Here is a 20,363-nt window from a genome sequence, read left to right as displayed (position 1 = left end):
AAAGCAGGGACGAAGCCGGCGCAGCGCCCGCTTCGTCCCTGCTTTTCCTGCCGCCGCGGACATGCCGCGGCCCGTAACCGAGCCAGGCCGCTCCAGCGGCAAGCTCGACGCCTTAGGAACGGCCAAACGTTCACACCCGTCCTCCCGCACGCGGCACGACGCTGATGAGCTCCAGCAGCTCCCGGTCCGACAGCGAATCGGCCTCGGCATCCGCAGGCCGGACAAGCTCCTCCATCATCCTCAGCTTGCGGCTCTGCAGCTCATGCATCTTCTGCTCGATCGTGCCCCTCGCCGCGAGCCGGATGACCTGCACGACCCGCTGCTGCCCGATGCGGTGCGCGCGGTCCATCGCCTGCTGCTCGACCGCCGGATTCCACCACAGGTCGTACAGGATGACCGTATCCGCGCCGGTCAGGTTCAGTCCGGTGCCGCCGGCCTTCAACGACAGGAGGAAGACGTCCCGCTCGCCTTCATTGAAGCGCCGGCACAGCTCCACGCGCTCCCGGCTCGGCGTCGAGCCGTCAAGCTGGAAGACGTCCATCCCCTCCTGTTCCAGCCGGCGCCGGATCAGGGCGAGCATGGACGTGAACTGCGAGAAGATCAGCGGCCGCCGGCCGGCTTCGAGCGCGTCGCGGACGAGCGACGCCAGCTGCTCCAGCTTAGCGGACCCGCCCTCGTAGCCTTCGACGAACAGCGCCGGATGGTCGCAGATCTGCCTCAGCCTCGTAATGCCCGCCAGGATGCGGATGCGGTTCTGCTCCAGCTCGTCCTTGTCGATATGCCGCAGCGTCTCCTGCTGCAGCTGCACCAGATAGGCGGCGTACAGCTTCTTCTGCTCCGGCAGCAGCTCGGCGCTGTGCAGCGTCTCGATCTTGTCCGGCAGCTCGCGGATGACGTCGCGCTTGAGCCGCCGCAGCAGGAACGGCCTCGTCCGGGCCGCCAGCTCCTCCCGGGGCATCTCCTCGAACTGCCGCTTGGAGCCGAGCAGCCGGGGGAAAACGGCATGGAAGATCGACCACAGGTCCGCGGCATGGTTCTCGACCGGCGTGCCCGTGAGAGCGAAGCGGTACTCTGCCGTCAGCGCCGAGACGGCGCGCGCCGTCTGCGTCGACTCGTTCTTGATCGTCTGGGCCTCGTCGAGCAGCAGCGCCGTGAACGGCTGCGCCTCATAGCTCGCGGCGTCCAGCCGCAGCAGCGGATAGGAGGCGATCACCACATCCGCCTCGCCCGCTCCCGCCCCCGCCAGCTTGCGAAGCCGCTCTTTCTTGGCCCCATCCGCCACGGCCAGCCGGAGCTCCGGGGCGAAGCGCTCCAGCTCGGCCGCCCAGTTGTAGACGAGCGACGAAGGACAGACGACGAGCGACGGCCTGCCGGTGCGCCGGATCTCCTCCCGGATCGACAGCATGAACGCGATCGCCTGCACCGTCTTGCCCAGACCCATCTCGTCGGCCAAGATGCCTCCGAACCGGTAGCGCGCCAGCGCCTTCAGCCAGCGATAGCCGGATTTCTGGTAGTCGCGCAGCTCGCCTTGCAGTCCTTGCGGCAGCGGGTCGCCGCTGCGATCGGGCTGACGCAGCTCTTGCAGCAGCCGCCCCGCCTCGGCGCTCGTCTCGACGAGCGGGCTGCCGGAGAGCTCCTCGAGCAGCGAGATGCCTGCGGCTGCCGGAGCGCGGTAGCCGTAGGCGGTCCGCTCGGCGTAGGCGAAGCCGGTCTCGTTGATGTAGCGGATCATCTGTCGGTACGCCTCCGACCGGAGCGGCAGCAGCGCGCCGCTGCGCAAGCGGTGGTACGGACGCTTTTCCTCCAGGGACTGGAGCACGGCGCGAATCTCCGACTCCGGGATGCCGTTCATCTCGAAGCGGAACTCCAGCCAGTCCGTGCGTTCGTCCGGCTGCGCCCGGATCTGCGGCGGCGGATCGGGATGCAGCCGCGTCTTGACCGCCGTCGTCGCATACACCTGAACGAGCGGTTCGAGCCGGGGCAGAATCTCGTACAGGAAAGCGAATTCCTCCTCCTCGCCCGCCAGGAAGCAGCCTTGCTCGGCCATTGTCATGCGGCCTTCCTTCAATAGCTCCAGGATGTCCGCTTCCTTTTCCCGGTCCCGCACGAGGATGCGGCCCCGGGCAGGCTCCTCCCCCTCCTGCAGCGGCTGGAGCACGACGTCCCCGTAGCGGAATTCCAAATCCGCGACGAGCCGGTCCTTCACCCGATCCAGGTACAGCCGGGCCTTCAGCGGCGGCCGCTCAATCCGCTGCGCCATCCGGGGACTGACGCTCACCTCCGCCATCCGGCCAAGTCCCGGCAGCACATGCCTCGCCAGCTGCTCCAGCTGAGGCCGGGTCAGCGCCAAGCGGCCGTCCGGCAGCGGCCGGAACAGCTCTTGCAGCGCGGCCAGCCGGGCACAGCCCTCGTGCCCGAGCGCGAAGAGCCGGCCATGGCCCAGCGCCGCGCCATAAGCAGGCAGGGCCAGCAGCGCGTCGAGGCCGCTGGCCGTCAGCACGCCTCCGCCATGAGGGGCCGTCTCCAGCTCGAACCGCAGCCCCGTCGACTCGCTCCGGTCGAGCCGGAACGGCGCGGGACGATCGCCGCCATGCAGCCGGGCTTCCGGACAGGCCTCCGCGAGCCGGACGATCTCCTCCCAGTCGCCGGGGGGCAGATCGAGCCGATCCTCCCGCTCGCCGGGCGCGCCGGAGCCGCTTGCCCGGAACAGCGTTTCCGTCGAGGCGATCCGCGCCAAGGCGCGCAGCAGCGCCGCCGAAGACGCCTCGAACCGGTGCCGCTCCGGATCGTACGCCTCCGCAGGCGTAATCGTCGCCCGCCGACCTTCCATGATTCGGGACAGGAAGCTGCGCAGACGGTAGATCGGCCTCCAGCTCTCCGACAGGCGCACGGACAGGCCGACGCACAGCAGCGCCTCGCCTTTCCTCGCTCGCGGCTCGAAGTCGAAGCGCAGCGGAAGCGGCAAGCGGGCGTCGAACAGCGCCGGGCGGGACAGCCCGCTGCCGGGACGAGGCTGCCGCTGGAACGCCTGCTTCAAGCTGTCCAGCGCCCGGTCGGTCTCCGACCGCCCCAGGCGGGAAGCGCCGTCGTCCGCCGCAGGCGTCTTCTCGGCCGGTGCGGCCTTCTCGCCGCTCCGCAGCGCATAGAGCACGGCCGCGACATGCTTGCAGCTCTGCCCGTAGGAACCGATGTCCAGGCAAAAGCTGCAGGACGCTTCCGGCAGGCTCCCTTTGCGCCAGCGCAGCACGACCTGCGCCGGTGGCCGGCCCATGACCTCCGCCTGAACGCTGCCGGAGCCCGCGCTTCCGCTCCGAATCGCGACCAGCCCCCGCTCGGCGAGCTGCCGGCCCTTGCGGCTCGACAGCTTGCCGCAGCTGCGTTCGATCTCCGCCTCGCTCCATGCGGGCTTGTTCATGAGGCTCCACTCCTATCTCTCTGCCGCTCCACGCGGCAAGTCCACCTCCGATCGTATCACAGCCTGATGCCCGGCCGATAGCTCAGGACGGCTCTTCTTCGCGGAACGACCTCGCCAGCTTCCCCGAATCCGCCTCGTAGTCGGCGACGACGAGCACGTCGAGCTGCCGCGCTTCCCGCAGCACGCTGCGGACGAAGCGATTGGCGAAAAAGGGCCGCAAGCCGCTTCTCGCCGGCTGGCCGACGATGATCTGCGTCGCTTTCTTCTCCGCCGCCCACCCGAGCAGCGCCGCGGCCGCCGGCTGGCGAGCCTCCCGGCGCAGCAGCCGGAAGCTGCCTCCGAGCCGCTCCGCGAGCTGGCGCAGTCCGTCCAGCCGGCCTTCGAGCTCCGGCGCGAGCGGGCTGCGGCCATGCACGAAGACGACATGCCAATCCGCCTTGAGCCGGTAGGCGATCCGGAAGCCGCGGCGGATGAGCCGCTCCGCGCTCGGGCTGGCCGTGACGGCGACGAAGATGACCTCCTCCCGCCGCCATGGCCCGCGCAGCGATTCCCGGCGGTCCCACGACTCCAGCCGCTCGTCGACGTCGTCGGCCAGCTCGCGCAGCGCGAGCTCGCGCAACGCGATCAGATTGCCGAGCTTGAAAAACTGTCCGAGCGCCGCCTCGACCTTTTCCCGCGCGTAGATCTTGCCCGCCCGCATCCTCTCCTGCAGCGCCTTGGGCGCGACGTCGACGAGCTGCACCTCGTCGGCGAGCCGCAGGATGCGGTCGGGCACCGTCTCCCTCACGACGACGCCGGCGATCTGCTCTACCGCGTCGCCGAGGCTCTCGAGATGCTGCACGTTCATCGTGGAGATGACCGAGATGCCGGCGTCCAGCAGCCTCCGCACGTCCTCGAAGCGCTTGCGCCGCTCGCTGCCCGGGATGTTCGTGTGGGCCAGCTCGTCGACGAGCGCGACCTCCGGCCGCCGCTCCAGGATGGCGTCCACGTCCATCTCCTCCAGCAGCGTTCCACGGTACCGGACTTGACGGCGCGGCACGATCTCCAATGCTCCGACCTGCGCCTGCGTGTCCGCCCGGCCATGCGTCTCGAGCAGGCCGATGACGACATCGACCCCCTTCTCCCGCAGCTCGGCGCCCTCCCGCAGCATCGCGTACGTCTTGCCGACGCCTGGCGCCGCCCCGATGTACAGCTTGAAGCTGCCGCGCCGCAGCTGGCCGATCTCGGCCTTGAGCTCTTGGTCGGTCAGCCGCCGGTAACGGCTGCGCGGCTCGGGCTCCGGGCTGCGGGCGGGCAGGATGCGCTCGCCCGCACGGTCGGAGCGGTCGGCGACGAACAGCAGGTCGATGTTGCGCGTGAGGTCCAGCAGCCGGTCCGCGATCGAGCCGCGCCACCAGTCCTGCCGCGGCGTCTGCCGCGAGTGGCCGAGCACGATGCGGGTCGCCTTGCGCTGCAGCGCGTAGTTCAGCAGCTGGCGGGGCAAGCGCCTGCGGGAGACGAACGCGCGCTCCTCGAACGAGGCGCCGACCTTGCGGGCGAGCAGCCGGATGGAGCGGCGGAACGCTTCCTCCTCGCCCCTCAGCGGCCGTCCGGACGGGACGAAGGCGACGACATCCATCTCGCCGCCGAGACGCTTGGCGACCTGCTGGCCGCGCCGCACGAGGATCGACCCGTTCCAGTGGTATTGGACGGCGACGAGCACGCGCTCGGCGATGCCCGACGGCCCCGCCAGGCCGAGCTCCTCGCGGTGCTTCTCCAGCGTCCCGTTCACGCCCTCCGCCATGAGCCTCAGCGCCAGCTCGCGCAGCTTGTCGAGCGTGCCCCGCTCCAGCCAGCGCGGCGGCGGCGACTGAATCGCCCCCTCGGCCGCGCGCTCCAGCAGCGTATCGGGCGTCACGTCGATCAGCCTCATCTCGTCGGCCAGCTCCAGCGCCCGCTCCGGTACGGGATGGTCGACGCGCAGGCCGATCCAGCTTCGCGCCAGCGCGGCCGCCCCCTCCAGCTCGTAGATGTTGACGGTCGTGACGACGCTGATGCCGCTCGCGAGGAGCAGCTCGATATCCTCGAGCCGGGTGGCGCGCGGCGCCTCCGGCCGGTTGCGGTGGGCGAGGTCGTCGACGAGGACGGCCTCCGGGTTGCGCTTCAGCAGCAGCTCGACGTCCAGGTCGCACGCGTCCGCCCCTCCCCGGCTCCAGCCGATGCCCGGGACCGTCTCCAGCCGATGGCCTTCCCCGGGAGCGCATGAGCGCTCGGCGGCTACCGGCGGGGAGACGACCGCGTCGACGCCTTGGCGGATCAGCTCCTCTCCCTCGCGCAGCATGTGGTACGTCTTGCCCGAGCCGCTGACCGCCCCGACCAGGATGTTCAGCCTTCCTTGCCTCAGCTTGACGATCGAGGCGAGGATCTCCTCCGGCGTCTTTCGTTTGAACGGCTCCATGAGCCACCTCCTGGACATGGCGAAGCCCCGCCTCTCGTTGTCCGAGAAGCGGGGACCGCTCTAAGAGTTGGACGCCAAAGCCTGCAGCGCCAGATTCAGTTCCAGCACGTTGACCGTCGGCTCGCCGAACACGCCGAGCTGGCGCGGCTCCACCTGCCTCTCGACGAGCTTCTCCAGCTCGGCTGCAGGGATGCCGGTCGCCGCGCTGACGCGCGGAATCTGCGCGCGCGCGCCCTCAGGGCTGATGTCCGGATCGAGGCCGGACCCGGAGTTGGTGATGAGGTCGGCCGTCACCTGCCCGAGCGGCACGGCGGGATTGGCCGCCTGCCAGTCGATCGCCGACTGGCGCGCGCGCTCCAGCAGGTCCGGGTTGGACGGCGCGTAGTTCGGGGTGCCGGAGCCGTCCGCGGCATAGCCGATGCTCGACAGCCGCCCGTGGAACCAGCGCGGCTCGGTGAACGTCTGGCCGATGTGCGCCGAGCCGACGATCCGGCCGCTGGAGTCCTCGATCAGGCTGCCGTCCGCCTTGTGGGGCATCAGCCCCTGGGCGATGCCGGTGACGGCGAGGTTGTAGATCAGTCCGCACAGCGCCATCAGCACGAGGCTGACGCGCAGGCTGGTCGTGACGAGCTGCATGGTCGTTCCATCCTTTCGGAGTTCAAAAGTTCCGTCGATCGCCTGCATGCCTATACCATCCACATGACGGCGAGGTCGATCAGCTTGATGCCCGCGAACGGCACGATGACGCCGCCGAGGCCGTAGACGAGCAGGTTGCGGCGCAGCAGCCGGGCCGAGCTCTGCGCCTTGTAGGCGACGCCCTTCATCGCGAGCGGGATGAGCAGCGGGATGATGACCGCATTGAAGATGAGCGCCGACAGGATCGCGGACATCGGCGAGTCGAGCCGCATGACGTTGAGCGCGTCCATCTGCGGGATCGCCGCCATGAACATCGCCGGGATGATGGCGAAGTACTTGGCGACGTCGTTGGCGATGCTGAACGTCGTCAGCGCGCCGCGCGTCATGAGCAGCTGCTTGCCGATCGAGACGACCTCGATGATCTTCGACGGATCGGAGTCGAGGTCGACCATGTTGGCCGCCTCCTTGGCGGCGACGGTGCCGCTGTTCATCGCGATGCCGACATCGGCCTGCGCCAGCGCCGGGGCGTCGTTCGTGCCGTCGCCGGTCATGGCGACGAGCTTGCCTTGCGCCTGCTCGCGCTTGATGACCGCGATCTTGTCCTCCGGCCGGCTTTCGGCGATGAAGTCGTCGACGCCGGCCTCGCGGGCGATCGTCTGCGCCGTCAGCGGGTTGTCGCCGGTGCACATGATCGTGCGGATGCCCATCTGGCGCATCTGCTCGAAGCGCTCCTTCATGCCCGGCTTGACGGTATCCTTCAGGTAGATGAGGCCGACGATCCTCTCGTCCAGCGCGACAGCGAGCGGCGTGCCTCCGGCGGAGGCGATGCGGTCGCTCTTCGCGTCCAGATCGTCCGGGATCGAGCCGCCCTTTTGCCGGACCCATGTCTTGACCGCGTCGACCGAGCCTTTGCGCACGCTCCGGCCGTCCTGCAGGTCGATGCCGCTCATGCGGGTCTCGGCGCGGAATTCGATCCATTCGCCGCTCTGCGCCAGCGACGGGTCTCCGGCTATGCCCATCCGGCGCGCCAGCTCGACGACGGACCGGCCTTCCGGCGTCTCGTCCTGAAGCGAGCCGGCGAGCGCCCACTCGGCTACGGCCGTCTCGCTCCAGCCGCCGACGGAGACGAACTCGCTCGCCATCCGGTTGCCGAAGGTGATCGTGCCCGTCTTGTCGAGGATGATCGTGTTGATGTCGCCGGCCGCCTCGACCGCCTTGCCCGACATCGCGATGACGTTGAACTGCGTGACGCGGTCCATGCCGGCGATGCCGATCGCGGACAGGAGGCCGCCGATCGTCGTCGGGATGAGGCAGACGAGCAGCGCGATCAGCACCGGCACCTCGAGCGGCACGCCGAGATAGCCGCCGAGGAAGGGCAGCGTCGCCACGACCATCAGGAAGATGAGCGTGAGGCTCGTCAGCACGGTGCTGAGGGCGATCTCGTTCGGCGTCTTCTGCCGCTTGGCTCCTTCGACGAGGGCGATCATCCGGTCGAGGAACGACTCGCCCGGATCGCTCGTCATGCGGACGCGGATCCAGTCGCTGAGCACCTTGGTGCCGCCGGTGACGGAGGAGAAGTCTCCCCCCGCCTCCTTGATGACCGGCGCGGACTCGCCGGTGATGGCGGATTCGTCCACGGAGGCGAGTCCTTCCACGACCTCCCCGTCGCCGGGAATCCACTGGCCGGCCTCGACGCGCACGAGATCGCCCTTGCGCAGCTCGCTCGCCGGCACCTCCTTGAGGCCCCCCGATCCGCTCTCGCGGTAAGCGACGACGTCGCGCTTGGAGCGCTTCAGGGAATCGGCCTGCGCCTTGCCCCTGCCCTCCGCCAGCGCTTCGGCGAAGTTCGCGAACAGCAGCGTCACGAGCAGGATGACGGCGACCGCGACGTTGAACCAGACCGGCGCGCCGCCGCCGAAGGCGTCGGGCACGGCGATCAGCAGCAGCATGACGGCGAAGCCGATTTCGACGACGAACATGACGGGGTTGCGGATCATTACCCTCGGGTCCAGCTTCAGGACCGATTCTTTCAGGGCTTGACGGACGATCGGTCCGCCAAGCGTTTGGTTTCGTTGGCTCATGGTCGGTTTCTCCTCTTCTCTATCCGCTAGGCTACGGCTTCAGCGTGAGCTGCTCGGCGATCGGCCCCAGCACGAGGCTCGGGAAGTACGTCAGCGCGCCGACGATGAGCACGGTGCCGAGGAACACGACGCCGAACGTGGCCGTATCGGTGCGGAACGTTCCGATCGTCTCCGGCACGGCTTTTTTGGCCGCAAGCGACCCGGCGACCGCCAGCAGCGTCACGATGGAGATGTAGCGGCCCAGATACATGACGATGCCGGTGCTCAGATTCCAGAACGGCGTGTTGTCGCCGAGCCCCTCGAAGCCGGAGCCGTTGTTGGCCGCAGACGAGGTGAACTCGTACAGCGCCTGGGTCAGGCCGTGATAGCCCGGATTGGAAATGGTGTCGGGATAGGCGTAGAGAGCGGCCGCCGTCGGCAGCAGGATGAGCGCAGGCTGCACGAGCAGCGTCAGCGCGATCAGCTTCATTTCCCGGCCCTCCAGCTTCTTGCCGAGGAATTCCGGCGTCCGGCCGACCATCAGGCCGGAGAGGAACACCGCCATCAGGGCGTACAGCAGCACGTTCATGAGGCCCACGCCGGAGCCGCCGAACACCGTATTGAGCATCATGTTCATCAGCGGCACCATGCCGCCGATCGGCGTCAGCGAGTCGTGCATGCCGTTGACGGCGCCCGTCTCCGAGGCGGTCGTCACGACGGAGTACAAGGAAGTCAGCGGAACGCCGAACCGGGTCTCCTTGCCCTCCATGCTGCCTTGGCTCGCGTCGATGCCGAGCGCGTCGATCGCCGGATTGCCGGCCCGCTCCGCCGACAGCGAGACGCCGAGCATGACGACGAACAGCATCGCCATCGCCACGAACAGCACCCGTCCCTGCTTCGGATTGCCGACCATCCTGCCGTAGGCGAACGGCAGCGCCGTCGGCACGAGCAGCATGAGCATCATCTGCAGCAGGTTGCTGATCGCGTTCGGATTCTCGAACGGATGGGCCGAGTTGACGCCCATATGGCCGCCGCCGTTGTTGCCCAGCTCCTTGATGGCGAGCAGCGAGGCGACCGGTCCGCGCGCGATCGTCTGCTCTTCGCCTTGCAGCGTCTGCGCGGCGGCGGACGGCTCCAGCGTCTGGGGCACGCCGAGCGCGACGAAGACGATGGCGAGGACAAAGGCGATCGGCAGCAGCACCCGCGTGATCGAGCGGACGAGATCGACGAAGAAATTTCCCATCGGCTTGCCGGCGATGCCGCGCATGAACGCCATCGCGGCGCACAGCCCCGTCGCCGGGGAGACGAACATCATGAAGACGATGGCGATCATCTGCGACAGATAGGACAAGCCGCTCTCGCCGCTGTAATGCTGCAGGTTCGTGTTGGTCATGAAGCTGATCGCCGTGTTGAACGCGAGCCTAGGCTCCATGTTCGCGATCGAGCTCGGGTTCAGCGGCAGATGGCCCTGCGTGCGGAACACGAGGTAGACGAGCAGGATCATGACGCCGTTGCTGACGACGAGAGCCGCGGCGTAGGATTTCCAGCTTTGGACGGCGGGCTTGATGCCCCCGATCCTGTAGAGGAGCCGCTCGGCGGGACCGAAGACGCGGTCCAGCGCGGTAGGCTCCGGGCTGTACGCTCGGTGCAGGTACAGGCCCGCCGGCTTGGCGAGCAGCAGCACGAGCAGCAGCGTGATTGCAATCGATATTCCTGCCATCATCGTAGGTGGCTCCTTCTTGGGTCAGAATTGGTCGGGGTGAAGCAGCACATAGACGAGGTAGAGGAAGACGGCGGCGACGAGCGTCCAGAGCAAGGCGATCATCGTTTTTCGCTTCCTTCCTGCATCTCTTTGCCGCACCAGGCGAGAAGCGCCAGCATGGCGGCAGTCAATCCGGCGAACAGGGCGAGCATGGCGATATCCATCATGAGAACGGCTCCTTTTTCATCGTGTCGAGCTCGCGGCCCGCCTCCTCCTGAATGAGGTAGAAGACGTCCCGGCCGTTTGTATGAATGACATGATCGGCTCCGAGCGCTTGATACACGCCTCGCGAGCTTCTTCCTTGCGTGACGACGAACAGGCGGCGACCGGTCCAGTCGCGGCAGATCTGCACGTAGCGGCAGCAGAGCGCCAGGCTGCTCTCGAACAGATAGACGTTCCCGACCCGGCAGTCCGGGATCGGATTGCGGTCCTTTTCCGCCGTATCGATTTGCATGATTTGACGGATGCCGAGGCTCTCGAGCCGCTTGCGCTCGCGGCTGCTGTTGACGATGGCCGCGCAGGGCATCCGCAGATGCTGCAGCTGTATCAGGAACCGCTCGCCTGCCGGGGTCGCCGGCGAGACGAGGGTAGTTTGCGGGTCTTGATCCATGGTGCTTCTCCTTCGGGGGTCAGGGGCGGCGGACAGCGGCGGACCGTCGTCCGCCATGGGAAAAAAGCGCGCAAAAGACCACAGAGGCAGCGGCCCCTGTGGTCTTGGTCAGATCACAAGCGTCATCATCCTCTCTCCCGATCGGAGCGCGGCGCGTCAAGCGTGCCGTGTCCTTGCGCCTACGAGGTTAGCTGTCGGATTCGGACGGTGAGAGTCGCCCTACTCGGAGGATGGAGTCCATGGCTCCATTCCTCCGGGATTCACCCCTGGAGCGGCCCGTGCCGACTCTCACATCGGCTCTGGCCTCTCCGTTTGGTTCCCCCGTTTCCCGTTTCGGAAACTCGGCGTTGTCAAAAGCTGGTCTGGATTGCTTGAGTCGAATCTTACACCCGGACTTTTCGCAAAGTAAAGCCGAAGCATCGCCAGAAAATCGGTACGAAACCAGCTTCTAGGATTCTCGGCTGCATCATATCTCCGTTTTTCTCTCCAAATCTCTTGATATCTCTCGTTTTCGATTTCCCGTCCAAATCGACTCCGGCCAGAAGGGACGGGCGCTTGCTTGCGAAACGGCCTTTTGGTCGCGCTTACATGAGCTGTTAGGACCGGATTCGCTCCCCGCGATTTTTTACATCCGCTCCGCCCGTCGATTAGGATAGGCGGCAACTTGGATCAAGGAGTGATGGACATGTCCGCGAAAGAATCGATTCTGGTGTGCGTCTCGTTCGGTCCGCACGGGGAGCGGCTCATCCGGCGCGGCGCCGAGCTGGCCGCGGCGGCGAGAGGCCGGCTGCTCGTGCTCACCGTGCTGCCGGCGGCGGAGGAGGCGCTCGGCCCGGAGCAGGAGCGCTGGCTCGGCGCTTGGAAAAAGGCGGCAAGCTCCGTCGGCGCGGAATTCCTGGCGCTGCCGGCGGCCGGGCGCAAGCCGGCCGACCTCATCGCCGAAACGGCGCTGCGCGCCGGCATGACGCAGGTCGTCGTCGGCCAGCCGGCGTCGCCGCGCCTGCTGGAGCGGCTCCGCGGCTCGTTCGCGGACGCGCTGCTGCGGCGGATCGGGGCGACCGACCTGCATATCGTCGCGGTCCAGCGGATGGACCGGGAGCTGGAGCAGGCGCATGATCGAGGCGTGTACGTCGAGGTCGCCGAGACGGACGGCGAGTTCGTCATCCAGCGGACGAGGCATCAGGGCAGCTTGAGCGGCGTCTTTTTCCGCCATCGCAGCACCGACTTCGACAACGGCTGGATCAAGGTCCGGGACGGGGGCGTCAGCCGGACGTTTCTGGTGCGGCGCGGTGTGGTCGTCGATCCCGCTTTCCCGGCCTACTGGCGAGCCAGCCGCGGATGAACGCTTTTTTACGGGATTTTTATTTGGCATCGCGGTTCGTCCGCAGTAAGATCGCCTTATCCGTCATCCGCCGCCCGCAGCTTGCCCGAGGGATCGGCTGCCGCAGCCGCTCGCGCAAAAAGACCCTCGCGCAGGCGCGAAGGTCTTGAGGATCGCCGTTCGGCGTTAGGTCCGGCGATGGCAGCGGTCATGCTTTCGGCTCTGCCGTCGGTTCCATCCAGCCGGTGAATTCCAGCTCGTCGTACCGGTAGAATTCGTCCAGGATCTGCTCTCGGTCGTCCAGGAACAGCTCACCCGCCACGGACGCCGCCAGCTTCGGAATCGCATGGCGCATGCCTGACAGCGCCGAGGCGGACAGTCCGCAGCTGATGAGCGCGGAGTAGTTGAACGTGTAGAGGCCGTGCAGCAGCGCCTCTCCCTCCGGGTCCCGGCTCGTGAAGGCGAAGCCCGGCGTCAGGTACGGATGGGCATCGAGCGTCGGACTCGCGGTCCGGGCCGGCGGGACATAGCGATCGCCCCACCGGGCAATATGCTTCTCGACGAGCCGCAGCTCGGGACGCAGGGCCGGATCGGTCAGCAGCCCGGTGCTAATGAGCAGGAAGTCGAAGGCGGACTCGCCCTGCGGAGTCGTCACGACGGCGAGGTCTCCTTCCATCCGGATGCCGAGCCAAGGCGCTCCGACATGCAGCCGGAAGCCGGGCTGGGATGCCGCCCGCTGGAACGTATCGTTGGTGGGGGGCTGGTTGTGCCGGAAGAAATGCGCCATGACCGCGTACTTGTCCTCGTCGGACAGCCGCGGAAAATGCTCGATCATGCCCGAATGCTCCATCTGCCGGATCGGATTGATGCGCGGCAGCTCTGTCCGGCGGACGAATACATGCGCCTCCGCGACGCCCTCGGCCAAGGCGAAGCCGGCGTTGTCGAACGCCGACGCCCCTCCGCCGAGCACGGCGATCCGCTTGCCGCGGAGCGGCTCGAAGTCGATCGCTTCGGACGTATGGGCATATCGCTCCCTTGGCACCTGCCGCGACACCAGCGGGGGCACATGCCACTCTCCTCCGCCCTGAATGCCGGTCGCGAGGATGACCTTGCGGGCAAGCAGATGCGGAGACGGCGCTCCTTTGCCTTCGAGATGCAGCCGGTGGAGTCCGTCCTCGAACGGCTCGACGAGCGTCAGCCTCGTCTCGTTGACGACAGGCAGATTCAGCACCCTTCGGTACCAGCGCAAGTAGTTCATCCAGTCCCCGCGCGGAATCTTGTCGATCGCCTGCCAGCCCTCCTCGCCCGCCTGCGCCTCCCACCAGGAGCGGAATGTGAGCGCAGGAACGCCGAGATCGATGGAAGGCAGATGCTTGGGCGTGCGGAGCGTATTCATGCGCGCGTACGTATCCCAAGGCCCTTCGCGGCCTTCGGGATTCTCATCGAGAACGATGAGGTTGGAGACGCGTTCCTTCATTAAAGCGAAGGCAGCTCCGAGGCCGCTCTGGCCGCCGCCGATGATGGCTACGTCGTACACATGGCCGTCGATATGGGTTCTGGGCCGCACCCAGTTCGCTCCGCCGAAGGCGATATACGACAGGTCGCGCCTGACCCGGGCGTTCAATTGCTCAAGGCTCATCCCGCATCGATCCTTTCTCGTTCCGCTTGCCGGCCGGCTCAAAGGGAGCCTTTCTGCCGCCGCTGGTTGTCTTTGGCTGTTCGGATCCGCCTCGCAGCCGGAAGTTGCTCTTCGCAACGGTTTCTATGATGTTTCTATGTTATATTTTATGACATCATGCGTAAAGAGTTGCCGGGCAATCTTGTAACCGGATGCCGCCGCTTTGTGCCGTTTGACTAAGAGAGAGTCGAATGACTCGGTTTCTCCGCGCAACTCCTCCTGTTCCGCATCATCTGTACCCGAATGACTCGGTTTCTCCGCGCAACTCCTCCCGTTCCGCATCATCTGCACCTGAATTGCTCGGTTTTTCCGCGTAACTGCCCCGTTCCGCATCATCCGCACCCGAATTACTCGGTTCCTCCGCGCAACTCCCTCCGTTCCGCATCATCTGCACCCGATTTACTCGGTTTCTCCGCGCAACTGCCCCCGTTCCGCATCATCTGCACCCGAATCACTCGGTTTTTCCGCGCAACTTCTCCCGTTCCGCATCATCTGCACCCGAATCACTCGGTTTTTCCGCGCAACTCCTCCCGTTCCGCATCATCTGCACCCGAATCACTCGGTTTCTCCGCGCAACGCTCTCCGTTCCGCTTCCTACACACCCGAATTACTCGGTTTCTCCGCGCAACTGCCCCCGTTCCGCATCATCTGCACCCGAATCACTCGGTTTTTCCGCGCAACTTCTCCCGTTCCGCATCATCTGCACCCGAATCACTCGGTTTTTCCGCGCAACTCCTCCCGTTCCGCATCATCTGCACCCGAATCACTCGGTTTCTCCGCGCAACTGCCCCGTTCCGCATCATCTGCACCCGAATCACTCGGTTTTTCCGCGCAACTGCCCCCGTTCCGCATCATCTTCACCCGAATTACTCGGTTTTTCCGCGCAACTGCCCCGTTCCGCATCATCTGCACCCGAATCACTCGGTTTTTCCGCGCAACTCCTCCCGTTCCGCTTGGACAATCCTTCACCAAAAAAAGCCGTCCCAAGGTCCATTGGATCGACCTTGGGACGGCTTTGCTTTTATATGGCCTGCGGCATCATGGCAAGAGCAACTTCCACGCCGCATGCAGAAGGACCGCCGCTTCGGCGCGCGTGAGCGCGCCGGCCGGGTTCAAGCGGCCCGCTTCGTCGCCGCGGATGAGTCCCGCTGCGACCAGCTTCTCCGCGTCCGCGCGAGCATAGGCCGCTACCTGGCCGGCATCCTTGAAGTCCGCCAGCCCGCTGCCGCCTTCCAGCTTCAGCCCGGCGGCCTGCAGGGCGCGGACGGTCAGCGCCATCATCTCCTGGCGGCTGAGCGAGGCTTGCGGCCGGAACGTGCCGCCGCCTTGGCCGCTTGCGATGCCGAGCTCCTTGGCCGCGCGCAGCTCGGCGGCGTACGGCGCGTTCGCCGGTACGTCGGCGAACGGCGCTCCCGCGCTTGCCGCCGCGCCCTTGAGCTCAAGCTCAAGCAGGCGCAGCAGCAGCGATACGTAATCCGCGCGGCGGATCGGCGCCGACGGCGAGTAGGCGCCGGCTCCGGTGCCTTGGATCAATCCGCGCGCGGCGAACGTCTCGACCGCTTCCCTCGCCCATTCGGCGGCGGACAGATCGGAGAAGGATGCCGATTGCGCCGTCATCGCATATAGGCCTGAGCCCGAGAGCGGAAACCGGATCGCGGCCGCGGCCGGGTCATAAGCGGAGCGGAGGACCGGCACGGTCGCGCCCGCTCCGTCGCGGAACCGGATCGACGCCGCATGGGGAGAGGCGATCGCCGCTCCTCCTGGCGGTACGGACAACACGGCGGAGGCTCCGGCTGCGGCGCTCCGAGGAATCTGGCGACCGTCCGCCTCCAGGCTCCACTGCAGCGCCGGCAAGCCCGCGAAGCCGGAGCTCCACGGCGCTCCGAGCGCAGAGACCTTGGCGATCCGCAGCGTCACGGTGCGATCAGGCGCCAGTCCGGCGTCTTGCAGCAGCTGTCCCGGAAGCGTGACGGCCGCGAAGCCCGTGTCCAGCTTCAGCGCCAGCAGCTCCGGTCCGGCCAACCAGCCCGCCGGCAGCCTGACCTCGAAAGCGTCGGTCTTGGACAGCGCGGCCAGATCGACGGCGATCGTCCGGCCGCCTGCCTCGCCCGCAGCCGCCGATTCGAGCAGGCGGCGCAGGTACGCATCGGTCAGCTGGACGACGGCACCGGATGCTCCCGACTCGACGATCGGCGTCGGTGCCGGAGAAGCGGACGGCGAGCTCGTCGCCGGAGGCTGGACGACCGGAGTCGGCTCCGGCTGACCCGGCTGTCCTGGCTGGCCCGGCTGGCCCGGCTGTCCTGGCTGCTCCGGCTGCTCCGGCTGCTCCGGCTGGCCCGGCTGGGCGGCCTCGGCCAGCTCCAGGATGCCGAGGCCGCTCGTATCCTGATAGGACTGGCCAGAGCCGTCCGCCCAGTTCTTGACGGAATAACGGACGCCGCTCCCCGTCTCATCGTTGTTCACCTGCAGGTCGAAGCCGATGAACGCGCCTGCGGCCGGCTGGATCGTATCCAGCGCGATGCTCGCCTCGACCTCGTAGCCGCCTTCGACGATCCGGACCGCCGAGGCGTAGTTGTCATGACTGGCATGGCCGCCTGTCGTGCGGACATTGTTGAAATTGATGCGGTACTGGCCGTCATCCGCCTCGTAGGCCGGCGTCTTGCCGTTGTTTGGATCGACGAAGATTTCAATGGAGTCCTGCTCCCAGGCGTTGACGCTCGCATCGCTCAGAAGCGCATCCTGGACGAACGCATGCACGTAGAGGTGGCTCTCGTCCCATAGCGTGCGGAACGAGGCGACCGCCCCCATGCCGGCCGGACCTTCCACGGCGACGTCGGTGGACAGCTCCTCCGCCTGCTGCCAGACGTCCTCCGCCACGCCGTCGATGACCGGCGTGCCGTAGCGCGCTTTCGCCTCCTTCGCCGCCGACGCCAGCGTCAGCTCGCCGTAGCCGAGATCGTCGACCTCCTGCGCGCTGCGAGGATCGCTCCAGGAGACGATCGCGCCGTTGCTGCCCTGCTCGGAGCCGTCATTGACACCGGTGTCCGTCACCCGAAGGTCGAATTTCAGCTTTGCGCCGGCCTGCAGCGGAGACGACAGCTCGAACGTCGTCTGGACGATATATCCTCCCTCGACCTCCGCCGTCGCCCCGCTTCCGCGCGCGACCGTCCGGGCGAGCGCGGGGCCGCCGTCCTTCAGGAACAGCTCGACCTTGTCGCCGCCGCTCGCCGATGCGTCGCGGACGTCGGCCTGCACATGCAGCCGGCTGCCGTCCCACAGCGTCTTGAAGGAAGCTTGCAGCGTTCCGATCTCCTCGGTTTTCTGAGCCGGCGTTTTCCGCCATGCCAGGTCCTCGATCCCGCCGCCGCCCGGAGCTCCCTGGCGCGAGACGGCGCTCTTGCCCACGACCGGCAGGCGGCTCGGGTCGATCATGCCCCAGTAGGCGGGCTTCGCCTTGTACGACTTGTCGAAGGCGAACGGCGCGTCCTGGCGGCCCGTGCCGCTCGGACGGTCATGCAGCCACGTGTGGTCGTCGGCGATGCCCCAGAACGTCACGTTGCTGATGTATCCGTCAGGTGCTCCGTTCCGCTTCCCTTCGTCATCGACTTTCTTGAGCGCGTCGAACAGCTCCTTGTACCGGTAGCCCTGCTTGTCGAGCAGCGCCTGCGGCACGGTCTGGTAAACGTCGGTATTGTTCGTATAGACGGACACGTCCAGCTCCGTCAGCTGGTTGTCGAAGCCGGCTGCGCCGAACTTGCGGATCGACTCGACGATCTCGGCGACGGACGGGCCGGAGATGTTGATGTGGGTCTGATGCCCGACGCCGTCGATCGGCACGCCTTCGGCGCGCAGCCGGACGACGAGGTCGTAGAGGAAATCGCGCTTCTTCGCGTTCTGCGTGCCGTAATCGTTGATGTAGAGCTTGGCGTCCGGCGCATGCTCCCTCGCCGTCTGGAACGCCGTGCGGATGAAGTCGAGGCCCGTGATGCGGTACCACTGCGAATCCCGCATGCCGTCCGGACGCCCCTCGTCGATGACTTCGTTCACGACGTCCCAGTCGGTGACGACATCCTTGTACCGCTCGACGGCGGCGGCGATGTAGTTGCGCAGCCGATCCAGCACGAGCGCCTTGTTTTCCGGCGTCGGGGCCAGGAACTGGCCGCTGCCGTCCTGCAGCATCCAGTCCGAGCCCTGGCTGTGCCAGAGCAGCGTATGGAAGCGCAGGTTCACGTCGCGTCCCGCCTGCTTCTCGGCGCGGATGTAATTCGCCAGCACGTCGGCCTCCGTCCAGTCGAACCGGTCGTAGCCTTGGCTCAGATAGGCGGGCTTCATGACGTTCTCCGCCACGATCGAGTTGTAGTGCCGGTCCAGCAGCTCCTTGTGCACGCCGGAGAGCTGGCCGTTCGTCACCGCCGCCCCGATGCGGAAGTATGGAGCATACGCCTCCTTGAGGCTCGGCAGATCCTTCTCGATCGAGGCCGGAGCCGGAGGGGCGATCGACACGTCATCCACGTAAAACGCCTCTTCCGCGCTTGTCGTCTCCACGTAAAGCTTGAGCGTCTCCAATGCGCCGGCATAGCTGAACGTTCCCTTCAGCTGCACCCAGTCCGTTCCGGACACGCTCGCCGACGCCAGCGTCGTATACTTCGCGTCGCCTCCGGACGCCTTGTTCTCCATCGACAGCCGCACCGTGCTCGGCTGCGGCGGAGCCGCCGCCAGCTTGACATACGCCGTCACCGTATAGGGGACGGACGGCTGGAGCTGACCGAGCAGATCGCGGTTCGGCCCGTTCCAGCTCTCGGTGCGGCCGGACGCCTTGATGCTGTACGTTCCGGCGCGCGCCGCCTCGGAGCTGACCGCGACCGTCTCCCCGCCGCGAGGCCCCCAGCCCATCGTCGTGCCGTCCTCGAAGCCGAATTCGATCGCCGTCGCCTCGCCCGGCTCCGAGGGCTGCTGCGGTTCGGCCGTCAGATCGACGATTTCGACGTCATCGACGTACAGGTCCGCCGTAGATGCTGCGGTCTCGACATAGAGCGTCATCTGGCTCGAGCCCGGCGGACGGGTGTACGAATCGACCGACAGCGTCGTCCAGCCCGCGTCGCTCACGGAATGGTTGCCGATGATCCACGTGTAGTTGTTGCTCTGGCCCGTCGTGCGCATCGTGACATGCGCCTGGTCGCTTCCTTCGGCGAGCCGCGTCTTCAGGGAGATTTTGTACGCATGCCCCTCCTGAAGCAGCGAATTGAGCTCGAGGCTCGGACTGCAGGTCTTCGAGATGCGGTTCGAAAGCTTGAGCGAAGCTTGACCGCCCGCCGCCTGCTCGCCCGAGACGGATAGCGCCCCAGCCCCGGAGCCGCAGTTGAACAGGCTCCAGCCCATCGTCGTGCCGTCCTCGAAGCCATAGACGGCCCCAGTCGCCGTGCTCGTGCTTGCCGCGAGCGCTCCAGCCGCAGTCGCTGCGGAAGCGCGGGCCGATTGCGGCCCCGGCATTCCGACTTGCGGAGCGAGCAGCAGCGCCGCCAGCGCCAGCGCCAGCGCGCGGCGGCCTGTTTTTTTCCAAAGAGAAAGCATGGTGGACAACCCCTCCTTCATGGTGGTCGAGCAGCGATAAACCGCTTACATGATTTCCCCCGCTTATATGTAAGCCCTTACATGATAGCAGGCGCTCCAGCTCCCGGTTACCCTGCAAACTATAGCTCTTGCTTCAAAAAGAATAGATTCTTGGGTTGCCTTAGACCGATCGGGCCGAGCAGGACAGCGATCCAGAAGAAACAGCCCGGACGGAATTCGAGTATAGTAAGGCATAGGACTTGCATCTATCCGGAGGACAAAGGAGAAATGGGAATGAGAAAGCTTGTTCTATTCCTGCACGCATCGCTGGACGGTTTTGTCGAAGGGCCTGGCGGCGAGATGGACATCGGCTGGGTTTCCTACGATGCGGATCTGGAGAAGCACGCGAAAGAAATTCTGAGCACGGCCGACACGGTCCTTTGGGGACGGGGGACGTACCAGATGATGCACGGGTACTGGCCGTCGGTGCCTTCGGACCCATCCGCCTCGGAGCATGAACGGGAGCACGCCGCATGGATCGAGCGGACGTCCAAGATCGTGTTTTCCACGACGCTGGACAAGGTGGAGTGGAACCACTCGAGGCTGGTCAAAGAGAACGTCAAGGACGAGATCCTGAACCTGAAGCAGCAGTCCGGCAAGGACATGGTCATTCTGGGCAGCCCCCGGTTCGCGCATTGCGTGATGGGTCTTGATCTCATCGACGAGATCAAGCTCACGTTCTCTCCTGTCCTGATCGGCAGCGGCCTGCCGTTGTTCCGAGGTCTCCAGAAGAAGACCGGTCTTCGGCTGATCGAAAACAAGACCTTTGATTCCGGAGCCATCGGCCTCCATTACGAGGTCGTTCGCTGAACGGCAGCGCCGGCTGAACGGACG

Annotated in this window: 11 protein-coding genes and 1 riboswitch; of the genes, 2 read left to right on the top strand and 9 right to left on the bottom strand. The window is 66.4% G+C overall.

The window, feature by feature from the left end:
* Positions 1-130: 130 nt before the first annotated feature.
* The 7 genes from HGI30_RS09260 to HGI30_RS09230 all read right to left on the bottom strand — a co-directional run bounded on the left by HGI30_RS09260 (position 131) and on the right by HGI30_RS09230 (position 10,920).
* The gene (locus HGI30_RS09260) at positions 131-3,415 is read right to left on the bottom strand and encodes a DEAD/DEAH box helicase (protein ID WP_168907298.1); all 3,285 of its coding nucleotides are present in this window, start codon (positions 3,413-3,415) and stop codon (positions 131-133) included.
* Positions 3,416-3,497: 82 nt separating this feature from the next.
* Complete coding sequence (locus tag HGI30_RS09255; protein WP_168907297.1) at positions 3,498-5,852, bottom strand: universal stress protein; 2,355 nt, start codon at positions 5,850-5,852, stop codon at positions 3,498-3,500.
* Between the two features lie 60 nt (positions 5,853-5,912).
* Positions 5,913-6,488: a potassium-transporting ATPase subunit KdpC gene (gene kdpC, locus HGI30_RS09250; protein ID WP_168907296.1), complete on the bottom strand. Its 576-nt coding sequence runs from the start codon at positions 6,486-6,488 to the stop codon at positions 5,913-5,915.
* A 50-nt stretch (positions 6,489-6,538) separates the two neighbouring features.
* A complete protein-coding gene (kdpB, locus tag HGI30_RS09245; protein ID WP_168907295.1) occupies positions 6,539-8,569 on the bottom strand; it encodes a potassium-transporting ATPase subunit KdpB in 2,031 nt (676 codons plus the stop codon).
* A gap of 31 nt (positions 8,570-8,600) precedes the next feature.
* On the bottom strand, positions 8,601-10,268 hold the full coding sequence (gene kdpA / locus HGI30_RS09240) for a potassium-transporting ATPase subunit KdpA (protein WP_168909804.1): 1,668 nt from the start codon (positions 10,266-10,268) through the stop codon (positions 8,601-8,603).
* 24 nt (positions 10,269-10,292) lie between these two features.
* Positions 10,293-10,373 carry a potassium-transporting ATPase subunit F gene (locus HGI30_RS23630; RefSeq protein ID WP_407945033.1) on the bottom strand — a complete coding sequence of 27 codons (81 nt, stop codon included), beginning with the start codon at positions 10,371-10,373 and terminating at the stop codon, positions 10,293-10,295.
* A gap of 100 nt (positions 10,374-10,473) precedes the next feature.
* Complete coding sequence (locus HGI30_RS09230; RefSeq protein WP_168907293.1) at positions 10,474-10,920, bottom strand: hypothetical protein; 447 nt, start codon at positions 10,918-10,920, stop codon at positions 10,474-10,476.
* 161 nt (positions 10,921-11,081) lie between these two features.
* Positions 11,082-11,277: riboswitch (cyclic di-AMP (ydaO/yuaA leader) on the bottom strand.
* A gap of 328 nt (positions 11,278-11,605) precedes the next feature.
* On the opposite strand from HGI30_RS09230, the gene HGI30_RS09225 reads away from it, so the two are divergent.
* On the top strand, positions 11,606-12,262 hold the full coding sequence (locus tag HGI30_RS09225) for a universal stress protein (RefSeq protein WP_168907292.1): 657 nt from the start codon (positions 11,606-11,608) through the stop codon (positions 12,260-12,262).
* A 187-nt stretch (positions 12,263-12,449) separates the two neighbouring features.
* Here HGI30_RS09225 and HGI30_RS09220 read toward each other — a convergent pair whose 3' ends face one another.
* Together HGI30_RS09220 and HGI30_RS09215 are read right to left on the bottom strand one after the other, a co-directional pair.
* A complete protein-coding gene (locus HGI30_RS09220) occupies positions 12,450-13,880 on the bottom strand; it encodes an FAD/NAD(P)-binding protein (protein WP_168907291.1) in 1,431 nt (476 codons plus the stop codon).
* A 1,077-nt stretch (positions 13,881-14,957) separates the two neighbouring features.
* On the bottom strand, positions 14,958-19,490 hold the full coding sequence (locus HGI30_RS09215) for an endo-1,4-beta-xylanase (RefSeq protein ID WP_168907290.1): 4,533 nt from the start codon (positions 19,488-19,490) through the stop codon (positions 14,958-14,960).
* Positions 19,491-19,763: 273 nt separating this feature from the next.
* Between HGI30_RS09215 and HGI30_RS09210 the strand changes: the two genes are divergently transcribed.
* A complete protein-coding gene (locus HGI30_RS09210) occupies positions 19,764-20,339 on the top strand; it encodes a dihydrofolate reductase family protein (RefSeq protein ID WP_168907289.1) in 576 nt (191 codons plus the stop codon).
* Positions 20,340-20,363 lie beyond the last annotated feature (24 nt).

Source organism: Paenibacillus albicereus (assembly GCF_012676905.1).
GTDB lineage: Bacteria > Bacillota > Bacilli > Paenibacillales > Paenibacillaceae > Paenibacillus_O > Paenibacillus_O albicereus.
Note: the sequence above shows the minus strand (reverse complement) of the source record. Positions and strands in the feature narration are given on the sequence as shown.